The sequence below is a fragment of the Brenneria sp. L4-2C genome (genome assembly GCF_040240335.1).
Classification (GTDB): domain Bacteria; phylum Pseudomonadota; class Gammaproteobacteria; order Enterobacterales; family Enterobacteriaceae; genus Brenneria.
Window position 1 is genome coordinate 308,535 of record NZ_JBEIAC010000001.1, and the last position, 14,337, is coordinate 322,871.

At 56.0% G+C, this 14,337-nt stretch carries 11 protein-coding genes; 5 read left to right on the forward strand and 6 right to left on the reverse strand.

The window, feature by feature from the left end; all coding sequences use genetic code 11:
- Window positions 1-62: 62 nt before the first annotated feature.
- The 4 genes from manA (at window position 63) to add (ending at window position 5,048) form a co-directional block, all read left to right on the forward strand.
- Window positions 63-1,235: a mannose-6-phosphate isomerase gene (gene manA, locus ABRZ26_RS01410; RefSeq protein WP_319602471.1), complete on the forward strand. Its 1,173-nt coding sequence runs from the start codon at window positions 63-65 to the stop codon at window positions 1,233-1,235.
- Between the two features lie 62 nt (window positions 1,236-1,297).
- The gene (locus tag ABRZ26_RS01415; RefSeq protein WP_319602472.1) at window positions 1,298-2,800 is read left to right on the forward strand and encodes a YdgA family protein; all 1,503 of its coding nucleotides are present in this window, start codon (window positions 1,298-1,300) and stop codon (window positions 2,798-2,800) included.
- 99 nt (window positions 2,801-2,899) lie between these two features.
- Window positions 2,900-3,883, forward strand: coding sequence for an arsenic resistance protein (locus tag ABRZ26_RS01420; RefSeq protein ID WP_319602473.1), 984 nt, complete (start codon window positions 2,900-2,902; stop codon window positions 3,881-3,883).
- Window positions 3,884-4,031: 148 nt separating this feature from the next.
- Complete coding sequence (gene add, locus ABRZ26_RS01425; protein ID WP_319602474.1) at window positions 4,032-5,048, forward strand: adenosine deaminase; 1,017 nt, start codon at window positions 4,032-4,034, stop codon at window positions 5,046-5,048.
- Window positions 5,049-5,097: 49 nt separating this feature from the next.
- Here the strand turns inward: add and ABRZ26_RS01430 are convergent, their stop codons facing one another.
- The 6 genes from ABRZ26_RS01430 to ABRZ26_RS01455 form a co-directional block, all read right to left on the reverse strand.
- Complete coding sequence (locus ABRZ26_RS01430; protein WP_319602475.1) at window positions 5,098-6,111, reverse strand: bile acid:sodium symporter family protein; 1,014 nt, start codon at window positions 6,109-6,111, stop codon at window positions 5,098-5,100.
- A gap of 354 nt (window positions 6,112-6,465) precedes the next feature.
- Window positions 6,466-7,512: an oxidoreductase gene (locus ABRZ26_RS01435; protein ID WP_319602476.1), complete on the reverse strand. Its 1,047-nt coding sequence runs from the start codon at window positions 7,510-7,512 to the stop codon at window positions 6,466-6,468.
- 71 nt (window positions 7,513-7,583) lie between these two features.
- Window positions 7,584-8,543 (reverse strand): arabinose operon transcriptional regulator AraC, encoded by a 960-nt coding sequence (araC, locus tag ABRZ26_RS01440; protein WP_319602477.1) that lies wholly within the window; start codon window positions 8,541-8,543, stop codon window positions 7,584-7,586.
- Window positions 8,544-8,601: 58 nt separating this feature from the next.
- Window positions 8,602-9,606 carry an L-arabinose ABC transporter permease AraH gene (gene araH, locus ABRZ26_RS01445; protein ID WP_319602478.1) on the reverse strand — a complete coding sequence of 335 codons (1,005 nt, stop codon included), beginning with the start codon at window positions 9,604-9,606 and terminating at the stop codon, window positions 8,602-8,604.
- A gap of 17 nt (window positions 9,607-9,623) precedes the next feature.
- The gene (gene araG, locus ABRZ26_RS01450; RefSeq protein WP_319602479.1) at window positions 9,624-11,147 is read right to left on the reverse strand and encodes an L-arabinose ABC transporter ATP-binding protein AraG; all 1,524 of its coding nucleotides are present in this window, start codon (window positions 11,145-11,147) and stop codon (window positions 9,624-9,626) included.
- Between the two features lie 116 nt (window positions 11,148-11,263).
- Window positions 11,264-12,247, reverse strand: a complete 984-nt coding sequence (locus ABRZ26_RS01455; protein WP_319602480.1) for an arabinose ABC transporter substrate-binding protein — start codon at window positions 12,245-12,247, stop codon at window positions 11,264-11,266.
- A gap of 371 nt (window positions 12,248-12,618) precedes the next feature.
- On the opposite strand from ABRZ26_RS01455, the gene ABRZ26_RS01460 reads away from it, so the two are divergent.
- Window positions 12,619-14,304 carry a ribulokinase gene (locus ABRZ26_RS01460; protein ID WP_319602481.1) on the forward strand — a complete coding sequence of 562 codons (1,686 nt, stop codon included), beginning with the start codon at window positions 12,619-12,621 and terminating at the stop codon, window positions 14,302-14,304.
- Window positions 14,305-14,337: the final 33 nt, after the last annotated feature.

The following is a 14,337-nucleotide window of genomic DNA, read 5'->3' on the forward strand; positions in this document are numbered from 1 at the left end:
GCCGATTTGTTAACTATTTAAATTATGTTAATCAAAAGGTTACTTAACGTCAGGAAACCAACATGCAAAAAATGCTCAACCGTGTCCAGCACTACGCCTGGGGAAGCAAACACGCTTTAAGTGAGCTGTATGGTATTGATAACCCTAATAATTTACCAATGGCGGAATTATGGATGGGCGCCCATCCCAAGAGCAGTTCCCATGTCATTGACGAACAAGGCAACGATCGCAGCCTGCGTGAAGTGATTGCCGAAGACCTGACCGGGCATCTCGGCGCCGACGTGGCGCGGCGTTTTGGGGAATTACCGTTTTTATTTAAGGTTTTATGCGCCGACCAGCCTCTTTCCATCCAGGTTCACCCGAGTAAATCCTCAGCGGAACAAGGATTTGCGAAGGAAAATGCCGCCGGTATCGCGCTGGATGCGGCGGAAAGAAACTACAAGGACGCCAATCACAAGCCGGAATTGGTGTTCGCCCTGACCCCGTTCCAGGCCATGAATGGCTTTCGAGAATTATCTGAAATTGTCGCCTTATTGCAGCCGGTCGCCAGCGCGCATCCGTCGATTGCCGCCTTTTTACAGCAACCGGACGGTAAAAATCTCTCCATGCTGTTCGCCAACCTGCTAAGCATGGAAGGCCAGCAAAAAAGTCAGGCATTGGGCGTATTAAAAGCGGCGCTGAACAACCAGCAGGGCGAACCCTGGGCAACCATTCGCGATATTACCCGGTTTTATCCGGACGACAGCGGGCTATTTTCTCCGCTGTTGCTCAACGTCATTACGCTGCAACCGGGCGAAGCCATGTTCCTGTATGCGCAAACGCCGCACGCCTATTTGAACGGCGTGGCGCTGGAAGTGATGGCGAATTCGGATAACGTGCTGCGGGCGGGGTTAACGCCGAAGTATATCGATATCCCGGAACTGCTGGATAACGTGCAATTTGTCGCCAAACCGGCGGCAAATTTATTGACCGCCCCCATTCAACAGGGAAATGAGTTAAGCTTTCCGATTCCCGTAGACGACTTTGCCTTTTCCCTGCACCATCTGAACGGTGAAGCGCAAGCGCTCGGCCAAAATAGCGCCGCCATTGTTTTCTGCATTGACGGCGAGGCATTACTGCAAAAAGACGATCGGCACATCAGACTTAAACCAGGCGAGTCCTGTTTTATTTCAGCTAATGAAACACCGGTGTTGGTTCAGGGACAGGGGCGCATCGCTCGTGTATTTAATCGGTAATTACCGAGACAGATCGCTCGCCCGGAAGCATCCGGGCGAGTTTTAAAAAAGGATGAATAAAAATGAAGAAGTCATTAGTTGCCGCCGGCGTCATTATCGCTTTGGGCGCGGTCTGGACCGGCGCTTCCTGGTATACCGGTAAACAATTGGCTCAGAATATTGACGAGTTTACCGACAATATTAACGCGCAGATTAAATCCGCTTACCCCGATGCCGCGATAAAAGCGGTGTATCGTGATTATCAGGGCGGTATTTTCAGTAGTAAAGTCACTTTCGTTATGCAATACGACGGTTCGGACAAATGGCAAAAACCCCTGGCGCCGGGCGAGGAAATCGTCATCAACAATACCGTTTATCACGGCCCTTTCCCGTTGTCGCAACTCAAAAAGTTTAATCTGATCCCCGCGATGGCCGCCGTACATGCGGAACTGGGAGATACGCCGGTGATCAACCCGCTGTTCGAACTCACGCAGGGCAAACCGTTCTTCACCTCCGAGTCGCGCGTCGCCTACAGCGGCGCTATCGGTTCCGATATCAGGCTGTTGCCGATTGAATTTCAGGAAAACGATCAGAAATTTTCTTTCAGCGGCGCTCAACTCCTGCTGGACACCACCAGCGATTTTCGCGGTAACAAACTGTCGGGCGCTATCAACAATCTACTGATAGAAAAGAAAAATCCCTGGGATGAATTGGAAAGCTTCACGCTGAAAGATCTCGCGCTGAACGTCAACAATCACAAGGGCAAGTTTGACATCGGCATCGGTGACGGCAAAGTGACCGCCAAATCGCTGACGGTAGCCGTTGAAGGCCGCGAGCCGGTCGCGCTCAACAATATTTCGATACAAAGCACTGTGACGGAAGATGATAAAAACCTGGCGGGCAACACCACGATAGGACTGGAATCGTTAACTTTCGGCGATCGCAACCTGGGATCCGGCAACCTCAGCATTCACTTCTCCCAGTTTGACGGTGAAGGAACCAGGCAATTTGCAACCGATTATCAGAAAACGCTGCAACCGTTTTTGCAAAGCGCGGCCAAGGAAGATCCCCAGGCTTACCAGCATCAGGTGATGATCGCTTTCCTGCAAAATTTACCTAAATTGCTGAAAGGCAACCCCAGCGTCGCCATCTCTCCGCTTAGCTGGAAGAACAGTAAAGGCGAAAGCACCTTTACGCTGACGCTGGATATGACCGATCCGCTTCAGAACAGCGCCGCAGCCGCCGATCCGCAAGCGTCGGATGAAGAGAAAATCATTCTTCAGTCCGTTAAAAAACTCGATGCCAAATTGAATGTGCCGTTAGAGATGCTGGCCGAATTGATGGTTCAGGCGGAAAAACCGTCGGTAAATGCTGACGAGCAAGAACAGGCCCGGGAAATGGCGCTTCAGCAAGCGAATATGATGGCAAGCATCGGCCAGATGAATAGCGTGACCGTCACGAAAGATAATGCGATCACCAGTTCATTGCAGTATGCAGACGGTCAGATTGATTTTAACGGTCACAAGATATCATTATCAGATTTCATCGCCCCGTTTATCGGCCTTCCCGCTGAAGACGACAATTAAGCCTTTTATCCCCCGTAGATAGACAGCAGCCAGCGACGGTAATCGCGCCGTCGCTGGCTGTTCCCGCCCGAACCGGTTTTTATCGTTGAGCGACGCCGTATGCAAAAATTGAAGATATTGATGGAAGCGCGCCAAACGACGATCTACTTCATCGCCGTCGTCATGGCGATATTGATTGCGCTATTACGACCCGAAACCGCAAAGTTGGCGGCGGCGATCAATCCGGCGCTGGCATTGATGCTCTTCGTGACTTTTTTACAGGTGCCGCTGGCGTCGCTAAAGCGGAGTTTGACCCAGCTACGGTTTCTTGCCGCGCTGCTGGTCGCCAATTTTATCGTTATTCCCCTGTTTCTCGCGCTCCTAGTGCCTTACTTGCCCGCCGATCCGCTGATTCGGCTCGGCATGCTGCTGGTGTTACTCGCGCCCTGTATTGACTACGTGGTGACCTTTTCTCATCTTGGCCGCGCGGATGCCTCACGCTTGCTGGCCGCCACGCCGCTGCTGCTGATGGTACAAATGCCGGCGTTGCCCTTTTATCTCGGCCTGTTTTTAGGTCAGGACGCCGCCGGGCTGATTCATATCGCGCCGTTTTTCCACGCGTTTGTCTGGCTTATCGCCATCCCCTTGTTGCTTGCCGGGCTGATGCAATGGGGCGCGCGCCGTTCTCCGGCGCTGGATAAATTGGCCGACGGACTCGGTTTGCTCCCCGTTCCCGCCACGGCGGGGGTATTGTTCGTCGTGGCGGCCGCCGTTATTCCGCAGCTACAAACCAACTGGACTCTCGTACTCACCGCGATCCCCATCTACCTGTTATTCGCCATCGTCGCGCCGGCGGCCGGCTGGCTGATCGGCAGACTCTTCCATCTGGCGCCCGCCGACGGACGCGCCGTCGCCTTTAGCGCCGCCACGCGTAATTCGCTGGTCGTGTTGCCGTTGGCTTTGTCCATTCCCGGCGCAATCCCGATACTGCCGGCGATTATCGTAACCCAAACGCTGATGGAGCTGTTAAGCGAGCTGGTTTATATCCGTCTGATCCCCAAACTGACCGGATATCAAGCCGACCGGCAACCTTCAGACCGTTGATAAACTTGATGGGTTTGCAGACTTTTTTGCTTAACAATTGGCAATTTACCGCCATTTGTTTTTATACTTCACCGCATTCGGCCGGGCTGTTGTCCGACTTACCCATACCACGATGGTTATTAATACAACTAATTGCAAAGAGTACACCATGATTGATACGCGACTCCCACTGACGGATATTCACCGCCACCTTGATGGCAATATTCGTGCGCAGAGCATTTTGGAACTGGGCCGCCAGTTCAATATTTCACTCCCTGCCAACGACCTGGAGTCACTTCGCCCGCATGTGCAAATCACGAAACTTGAGCCGGATTTGCTGAGTTTTTTGCAAAAGCTGGATTGGGGAGTCGCCGTTCTCGGCTCACTGGACGCCTGCCGCCGTATCGCTTATGAAAATGTGGAAGATGCCGTCAATGCCGGGCTGGATTACGCGGAGCTGCGTTTTTCCCCCTACTATATGGCGATGAAGCATAACCTGCCGATTGCCGGCGTGGTCGAAGCGGTGATTGACGGCGTAACCGCCGGCTGCCGCGATCATGATATCGTGATTCGTCTGATCGGTATTTTGAGCCGCACCTTCGGCACCGACGCCTGCCAACAGGAGCTGGATGGCCTGCTGGCTCACCGCGACCACATTGTTGCGTTGGATCTGGCGGGCGATGAGCTGGGCTATCCCGGCGATCTGTTCTCATCGCATTTCAAACAGGCGCATGACGCCGGCTGGCATATTACCGTTCATGCCGGCGAAGCGGCGGGGCCGGAAAGCATCTGGCAGGCCATTCACCAGCTAAAGGCCGAGCGCATCGGTCACGGCGTCGCCGCCATTGTCGATACCGACTTGATGAGCTACATGGCCGAAAACACCATCGGCATTGAGTCCTGTCTGACGTCGAACCTGCAAACCAGCACGGTGACCGCGCTGGAGCAGCATCCGCTGGTGCATTTCCTGCGTTACGGCATTCCCGCGACGATTAATACCGACGATCCGGCCGTACAGGGCATCGAGATCAGGCATGAATACGAAGTGGCGGCGCCGCTGGCGGGATTAACCGCCGCAGAAACCCGTCAGGCGCAAGAAAATGGATTACGTATCGCGTTTATCAGCGAACAGGAAAAGCAACAATTGCGTGAGAAAGTGCTGCGTAAACGAGGTTTGGCTTCCTGATCCAGTCTGAAGGCCGGGAGGCGGGAAACGCCGCCGGCCTTCAGCGGCACTATTGCTCGCTTGCCGGCGCCGCGGCACGCTCCGCTTCGGCGCGTTTTAGCCGGTTGGCGTAACGTTGAGCCAGCGCCGCGCACACCATCAACTGAATTTGATGGAAAATCATCAACGGCAGCACCATCACCCCCACCGCCGATGCCGGAAACAGAACGCTGGCCATCGGAATGCCATTGGCCAGACTTTTCTTCGAACCGCAGAATACGATGGTAATCTCATCGGCGGTATTGAACCCCAGTTTGCGCGCCGCCAGCGTATTCGCCACCAGCACAATGGTCAGCAACACGATGGAACACACGACCACCGCCAGTAAAGACCAACAGTTGATCTGCCCCCAGATCCCCTGAACGACGGCCTCGCTAAAGGCGACGTAAACCACCAGAAGAATCGATGACCGATCGGTAATATTAATTAATTTGCGGTGACGATCGACCCATCCGGCAATCAGCGGGCGGGATAAGTGACCGATGACAAAAGGCACCATCAACTGCATGATAATCGAGCCGATGGCGTGCAGCGTATCCGTCTGGGCCTCGCCCTGCGTATGCATCAGCAGGCCGACCAATATCGGCGACAGAAATACGCCCAGAATGCTGGAGGCCGAAGCGCTACAGATGGCGGCCGCGACGTTGCCCCCGGCCATTGAGGTGTAGGCGATGGCCGACTGCACGGTCGCCGGCAAGGCGCACAGATAAAGAAAGCCGAGATACAGCGCCGGCGTTAACACCACCGGCACCAGCAGGCTCATGCCGACGCCCAGCAGCGGGAACAGGATAAACGTACTGGCGAATACCACCAGATGCAGCCGCCAGTGTCCCATCCCCGCCGTGATGGCCTCGCGCGACAGTTTGGCGCCGTGCATAAAAAACAGCAGCGCGATGGCGGCGGTCGTCAGGTACTCAAAAAAGATTTTTGCCGCGCCCTCGCACGGAAAAAATGATGCCGCCGCCACCACCGCAACCAATATCAGCAAAAACTTATCAATTCTTAATCGTTGTAACCACGCCATATTTACCCCTTTATCCCGGTATGTTCCCCGCCGCAGTCCAAATTTTCAACGTCTTGTCGTCCGCCGCTCAGCGCCGGCGAACATGAACACCCTATTTAAAACAATACAGGCGATCCTAAGATCGCCTCAGACTGTTAACAAACCTATCTGCCAAATCGGAACGGTGAGAATGGAATAGAAGAGTAAAGCGTCCGCGCCAGGGACGGCGCGGTTCGAGCTTACAGGGATGTACTTGCAGCGTCTTTACGATCTATCCATTCTCACCGCTCGACGCACTTGTCACCAACCTCACAGGCGATCCGGAGATCGCCTGCTTAAACCAAACAGTAATGTCTGTGGTAACAATTGGCAATGCTAATTATTTTTTAACGTCATAACCCGTTTCTGCTCGTGAGACGCCAGACCGAGTTCAATCAACTCCATCACCTGAATCGCCTGATGCACCGTCACCGGATTGTCCCCTTTGCCGGTTAACGCATCGCGGATGGCGGAATAGTAAGCGGCATAGTCGCCGGGAAGCGTCGATACGCGCTGCTCGACCGCCACGCCGTCGCGATGCAGGGTCAGCACCCCGTCCTCTTTGTCCTCGCCCCAGTTGTCCAGCGGCGGACGCTGGCCGTTTTTCAACTGTTGTTCCTGCGTATCAAGGCCGTATTTCACAAAGCTGCCGCGCGAACCGTGGACGATATAACGGGCGGTTGGGGCGAGCGCCAGCATGCTGGCATGCAATACCACCCGCCGCTGGGGATAGATCAACACGGCGTGAAAATAGTCCGTCGCTTTACTGCCGGGCCTGAGCTGCGCCAGATCGACCTGAATCGCGACCGGCAAACCAAAAAGCTGCAACGCCTGATCCAGTAAATGCGGCCCCAAATCGTACCAGATACCGCTCCCTTCGCTGCCGTTCTCGCGCCAGCGCTCGCGAACCTCCGGACGATAGCGATCAAAATGGGACTCCATATAGACGACATCGCCTAACACGCCGGTGTGAAATAGCTGCTTCAATGTCAGAAAATCGCTGTCCCAGCGCCGGTTATGAAATACGGAAAGCAGTTTCCCCGCGTGTTCCGCCAGCAGATTCAACTCATGCGCCTGTGACAATGTCACGGTAAAAGGCTTGTCCACCACCACATGCTTGCCCGCCGCCAGCGCCTGTTTAGCTAATGGAAAGTGCGTGTCGTTCGGGGTGGGGATAACGATAAGATCGATCGCCTTATCGTTAAATAACGTATGGGGATCGCTCGCCACGCTGACATTGGCCCAGTCGGCATGGACTTTATCGGCGTCACGGCTGGAAACCGCGACCAGTTCCATACCCGCCGTTCCGGCAATCAATGGCGCATGAAACGTTTTGCTGGCATAACCGTATCCCAATAACCCAACACGAATTACGTCACTCATGAAGATTCCCCTTAGCATTGACGTTGTGATTTCATCACAAGTATATACCCAATAAATTTAGAGGAATCGGGTTATCTTGACGATATCTCCGCCGTGCGGTGAATGCCAACGGCGCCGGGGGCGGCCTCTTCCCATATCGGCGTCTCTTTTCTGGCCGCCGGATAGTTGATTTCGCTGCGGCTGCGACGGAAATCGCTCGGACTGACCCCCACGCGTTTGCGAAATACGCGGGAGAAATAGAGCTGATCGTCATAACCGACCACCCTGCCGATATTGGCGATGGACTCCTGCGTGGTTTGCAGCAGCAGCTTGGCCCGGATCACCCGCTGGTCTTCACGCCAGCGCAAGATATTAATCCCGACCTGCTCGCGGAACAGATGCGCCAGCCGCGATGGCGACAGGCACACGTGGCGGGCGACCTCATCAATGCGCAATTCGCCGGCCAGATTGCCGGTAATAAACTGGCAGGCTTCAATCACCCGCGGATCCATGATTTTTTGCGGACTCTGCGGATCTTCCTCCATCGCCCTCAGCAGCAGACGCTCCAGCAGGTTCATCCCCAACTCTTCCGAGAAACGCCGTCCCGAGCGCTGAGTCTGCTCAATATTGGCGAATAGCCGATCGAACTCCAGCAACAGCTGATTATTCGGCAGGCTCAAACAGCCGACGCCGCAGCGCCGGGTATGCCACTCCAGCCAATCGGCCCAGTACGCCCGCGGACGAAAATAGACCCAGCGGTGATACCAGCAGTCGCTGTCGGGCGCGCGGCCGTAAAAGTGTTTTGATTTGGGAGGAAACAGCAGTAAATCGCCCGGACGGCAATAAAAGGCGTCGTCGCCGGCAAAAACCTGTCCTTCCCCCTTAATCGTGAGATTAATGATGTAGCCTTTCATGCCATCCGGGCGATCGATGAAGAAGTCGAGCGGTCCGCCCGCCAGGATGGGCGTTAATCCGGCGACCAGGTAGGCGTTAAACGAGTAGCCTGGCAGCAACGGATTAGACTGGGATTCCTGCGCCACACGGTGATACATCCAACCTCCGGAACACCTGGTGAGAGAATGAAATACAGGTTTTACCCCGTCACGCGGCTTATACCGTTTTCTTCGCCAGCTGTTTGTAGCGGTCGAAGATCACCGCGGCCAGCAGAATCAAGCCGCGCACCACGTATTGCGAGAACGGCGAAATATTCAGCAGATTCATGGCGTTTTCCACGGTCCCCAAAATCAGCACGCCGGCGACGACATAAGAAATTTTGCCGATGCCGCCCTTCAGCGACACCCCGCCCAGCACGCAGGCGGAAATCACGATCAGCTCATAACCGATCGAGGTCATCGGCTGACCGCTGGTCATCCGCGACGCCAGAATGATGCCCGCCGCCGCGGAGACCAGACCGGAAAGCGCAAAGATGATGATTTTGGTGCGGACCACCGGCACCCCCGCCAGACGCGCGGCCTCTTCGTTTCCGCCTATCGCCAGCGTATTGCGTCCGAAGGTGGTTTTATTGAGCAGCAGCCCAAACAGGATCATACAGGCCACGGTGATCCAGATCGGCGCCGGCAGCCCCAGCCAGTTGGCATAGCCCAGTTCAAAGAAACGCTCGTCTTCGATACCGACCGCTTTGCCGTCGGAGATAATGTAGGCCAGTCCGCGCGCGATCTGCATCGTCGCCAGCGTGGTGATCAGCGCGTTAATCTTCAGTCGCGCAATGATAAAGCCGTTAATCAAACCGAAAGCGATGCCCAGCAACAGCCCGGCGCCGACGCCGATCCACAAACTTTGGCTGATGTTGATCACCACCGCCGTGGTCACGCCGGCGCAGGCGATAATCGATGCGACGGACAGGTCAAAATCGCCGGACGCCAGGCAAAACAGCATCCCGCAGGCCACCATGCCTGACATGGATATCGCCAGCCCCAACCCTTTCATATTGATAAAACTGGAGAAGTTCGGGACGAAAATCGCGCAAGCGACAAACAGCACGGCAAACACCACCAGCATGCCGTAGTTATCCCAAATACGCGCGATGCTCATCCCGTTTTGCCGCTTTCCAGCGCGCGCAGACGCGACCGTTGAATCCGTTTTACTTACTGGCATGGTTTGCTCCTTTACGGTCAGGCGACCGCAGCTTCAATATCAGGGGTTCGTAACATGGCCAGACTCAGCACGCTCTGCTCAGTGGCTTCATCGTGCATCAGCTCGCCGGAGACCGCGCCTTCACGCATCACGATGATACGATCGGCCAGCCCAAGCACTTCCGGCAGATCGCTGGAAGCGAAAAGCACGGCGATGCCTTGCTTCGCCAGTTCATAAATGACGTGATAGATTTCATGTTTGGCGCCGACGTCAATCCCGCGCGTTGGCTCATCCAGCAGAATGACTTTCATCTCTTCGGATAACCAGCGCCCCAGAATCGCCTTCTGCTGGTTGCCGCCGGAAAGATTCATCATCAGTTGTTGCGCGCTGGGGGTTTTGATGTTCAACGCCAGGATCCGTTGCCGCGCATTCTCCTCCTCCCAGCGATTGTTAATGATGAAGCCGGCCTTCAGACTCTTGCGCCGCGCGCTGATATTAATGTTGTCGCGTACCGAATGAACGGCGATGATCCCCTCCGCCTTGCGATCTTCAGGACACAGCATGATGCCCTGACGGATCGCCTCAATCGGCGAATTAACCGCTAATGGCTTGCCGTCCAGCTGTACCTGCCCGCTGGTGATGCGGGTCGCCCCGAACAGCCCTTTCAGCAGTTCGCTGCGTCCGGCGCCCACCAGCCCGAATAACCCGACGATTTCCCCCTGACGCACTTGCAGGGAAACCGTGGACTTCACCCCCGGCGCCTTCACATCCTTCAGGGTCAGCCGCGCTTCGCCGCAGGTACGCGGCGCGTAGCCATAGATATCGCCCAGGTTTCTGCCCACCATCGCCTGAACCAGCGATTCATGGTTCACCTGCGCCATATCGTCAAAGGTGCGGACATAGCGGCCATCTTTAAACACGGTGATGGCGTCGCTCAGGGCGAAAATCTCTTCCATACGGTGCGAAACGTACAAAATGACGCGCCCTTCGCTGCGTAACTCGCGGATTACCCGGAACAATTGTTCGATTTCCCGCGCGGACAGCGAACTGGTGGGTTCGTCAAAGGCGATGATTTTGGCGTTGCGCGCCAGCGCTTTGGCGATTTCCACCATTTGCCACTGGCCGATGGACAGGTATTTAAGCGGCGTATCGGGATCGATATCCAACCCCAGATGATCGAGTTGCAGTTGGCTTTCATAACGCATCAGCGAATAGTTAACCACGCCGTATTTATGCGGAAACTGGCCGAGATAGATGTTTTCCGCCACCGTCATTTCCGGCACCAGATGCAATTCCTGATAAATAATGGCAATCCCCTGATTCAGGGCATCCATCGTATTGTTGAACTGCGCCGGCTTACCCTGAATATGGATTTCCCCGGTAGAAGGCAAATAGTTACCGCTCAAAATCTTTAATAGCGTGGATTTACCCGCGCCGTTTTCCCCCATCAGGGCATGGATCTGCCCGGCATAACAGGAAAAGCTGATGTCCGTCAGCGCCTTCACGCCGGGAAACGCTTTGCCGATGCCATGAAATGATAAATAGGGTGACTGTGCCGTCATGGCCATTTCCTCATGGTTAAAACGGTTGCTGTCAAAACGGCGGAGACTCGCTCCGCCATCTCCTGACTTACCCGCCGCGCGGCCGAAACGATCGAGATATCATCACCGCGCCGGTATTACAGCAGGCCCTTTTTCTCCAGCTCGACTTTGAAGTTTTCCCGGGTGATCAGCACCACGTCGGTGACCTCGGTGAATTTTTCCGGCTCCACGCCTTTGGCGACCCAGTCGTTCAGCATCTGGATGCTCTTATAGCCGTGGATATCCGGGCTTGGCAGCAGCGAGCCATAAAAGCCGGTGGCCTGGCCCTTCGACAGTTCGCTCACCGCATCCACGCCGTTGATGCCGATACCGATCACGTTAGCCGCTTTAAAGCCCTGACCTTCGGTGGCGCGCACGCCGCCCAGCACGGTGTTATCGTTCATGCCGACGATCAGCCAGTTCTTCACCTGCGGATGCTGAACCAGCATGGAGTTGGCGGCGTCGAATGCGCCGGGGATATCGTTGGATTTGGTCGGCACCTGATAGATGTGTTTTTCCGGGAAACCGGCCGCTTTCAGGGCTTCCATCGAACCGGTTGTCCGACGGCGCGCGGTGTCCAGCTCATTGGAGGTAATCGCCATCACGGCGGTTTCATCCACCTTCCAGCCGCGGTTATTCATCTCTTTCCACAGCTCCTGCCCCTGACGCTCGCCGATTTTGGTCGCCGCCATCATCACCAGCGGTACCGACGCCATCGGTTCGCCTTTGGCATTGACGAACTGGTCGTCCACCGCGATGACTTTCAGATCGTAACTGCGCGCTTTAGCCACAATGGCCGGCCCCAGTTTGGGATCGGGCGTACAGATAACGAAGCCTTTCGCGCCGCTGGCGGCCAGGCTATCAATGGCGTTAAGCGTTTTTTCGCCATCCGGCACGGCAATTTTGATCACGTCGAAGCCAAGATCCTTGCCGGCCTTATCGGCAAACTTCCATTCCGTCTGAAACCAGGGCTCTTCTGGTTGTTTAACCAGAAATCCCAGTTTCAGCGTTTCAGCGATAGCCGATTGTGACATAACGGCGGCCAGCCCAATCGTCGCCAGCACCTTAGTGAATTTATGCATGATGTTCTCCGGTGTATTTATCGTTTTACACGCCGATGACGCTGAAACGTGTAATCGTTTCCAGTAGGGCATTTCCGGTCTGGATAAAGGAAAAACACGGCGTTGATGCAATTCCTTTCCTCCACAGCATTCAGACGCCCTACCTTTTAGCTGTTATTTTTCACCAGAAGATAGAGCGTTATCACATCCCGAAATAATGACAGGTTTGTACATATATTTAGCGAATTTAACCGGTTGTTAACTTTTGACGGGCATCACAAAATGACCGACAGCGGCAGAAAAATGCATACTTCCAGCTAACGCCTCCTCACCCCCGGCGTTGTCTCTCTTTATCGTTACAGCACGACAAAGAGGACGAACAGGAGCAAGCGATGAGTGCGGATGCGATTACGATTGGACTCGACTTCGGCAGTGATTCGGTGCGCGCGTTGGCCGTGGACTGCCAGACCGGAGAGGAATTGGCGACGGACGTGGTTTATTATCCCCGCTGGCGCGCCGGGAAATATTGTCAACCGGCCGCCAACCAATTCCGCCACCATCCTCTGGATTATATTGAATCGCTGGAACAGGCCATTCGCGCCGCCGCCGGACGACTCAGCGCGCGACAGCGTCAACGGATCGTCGGCATCGGCGTGGATTCAACCGGCTCCACGCCCGCGCCTATCGACGCGCAGGGCAATATCCTGGCGCTGCGCCCGGAATTCGCCGATAACCCGAACGCCATGTTCGTACTGTGGAAAGATCACAGCGCGATAGAAGAAGCCGAGGAAATCAACGCGCTGTGCCGCAGCGGCCGGTTCCCCGACTACACCCGCTATATCGGCGGCGTCTACTCCTCGGAATGGTTCTGGGCAAAAATACTGCACGTCTCGCGTGCGGATGCCGCGGTGCGTCAGGCCGCCGTCTCCTGGGTTGAACTCTGCGACTGGGCGCCGGCCCTGCTTTCCGGCACGCATGCGCCCGGCCAGATCAAACGCGGTCGTTGCAGCGCCGGGCATAAATCGCTCTGGCACCCCGACTGGGGCGGCGTGCCGCCGGAAACCTTCCTGCGCGCGCTCGATCCCTGTCTGAGCGAAAACCTGCAATACCCGCTGTTCACCGATACCTGGACCGCCGAGCAGCCGGTCGGCGTCATTACGCCGGAGTGGGCGCAACGGCTTGGTCTGCCCGAAAACGTGGTTATCGCCGGCGGCGCGTTTGACTGCCATGTCGGCACCGTCGGCGCCGGCGCGCAGCCGTATACGCTGGTGAAAGTGATCGGCACCTCCACCTGCGACATTCTGATTGCCGAGGAAGATCGGATTGCCGGGCGAACGATTAAAGGTATCTGCGGCCAGGTGGACGGCAGCGTGGTACCCGGCTATATCGGGCTGGAAGCGGGACAATCCGCCTTTGGCGATATGTACGCCTGGTTTGGCCGGCTGCTGAACTGGTCATTGCAGCAGGCCGCCGACGATCATCCGGCGATTAAGGCGCAGTTGCAGGCGACGCAGGCGCAACTGCTGGAGCGGCTGACGCAAGCCTGGGCGGCGAACCCGACGCTGGATCACCTGCCCGTGGTGCTCGACTGGTTTAACGGTCGCCGGACCCCCTTCGCCGACCAGCGGTTAAAAGGCGTGATTACCGATCTCAATCTGGGTACGGATGCGCCGACGCTGTTTGGCGGTTTTATCGCCGCCTCGGCCTTCGGCGCCCGCGCCATCATGGAGTGCTTTGAAAATCAGGGCGTGCCGGTCGAGAACATTCTCGCCCTTGGCGGTATCGCCCGCAAATCCCCGACCATCATGCAGGTTTGCACCGATGTGATGAATCGCCCGTTGCAAATCGTCGCCTCCGACCAGTGCTGCGCGCTGGGCGCGGCCATCTTCGCCGCCGTGGCGGCGGGCATTCATGCCGACATTCCCGGCGCGCAACGCCACATGGCCAGCGGTATTGAACGCACGCTGACGCCGGACTGCCGACGCGTCGCACAGTATCAGCGGCTCTACGAACGTTATCAGCAGTGGTGCCGCATCGCCGAGCCGGCTTACCGCGCGAACCGGCAGGCGCAAGCGTGAATCTCGGTTAATTACTTTCGCTTCCCGTTGGGA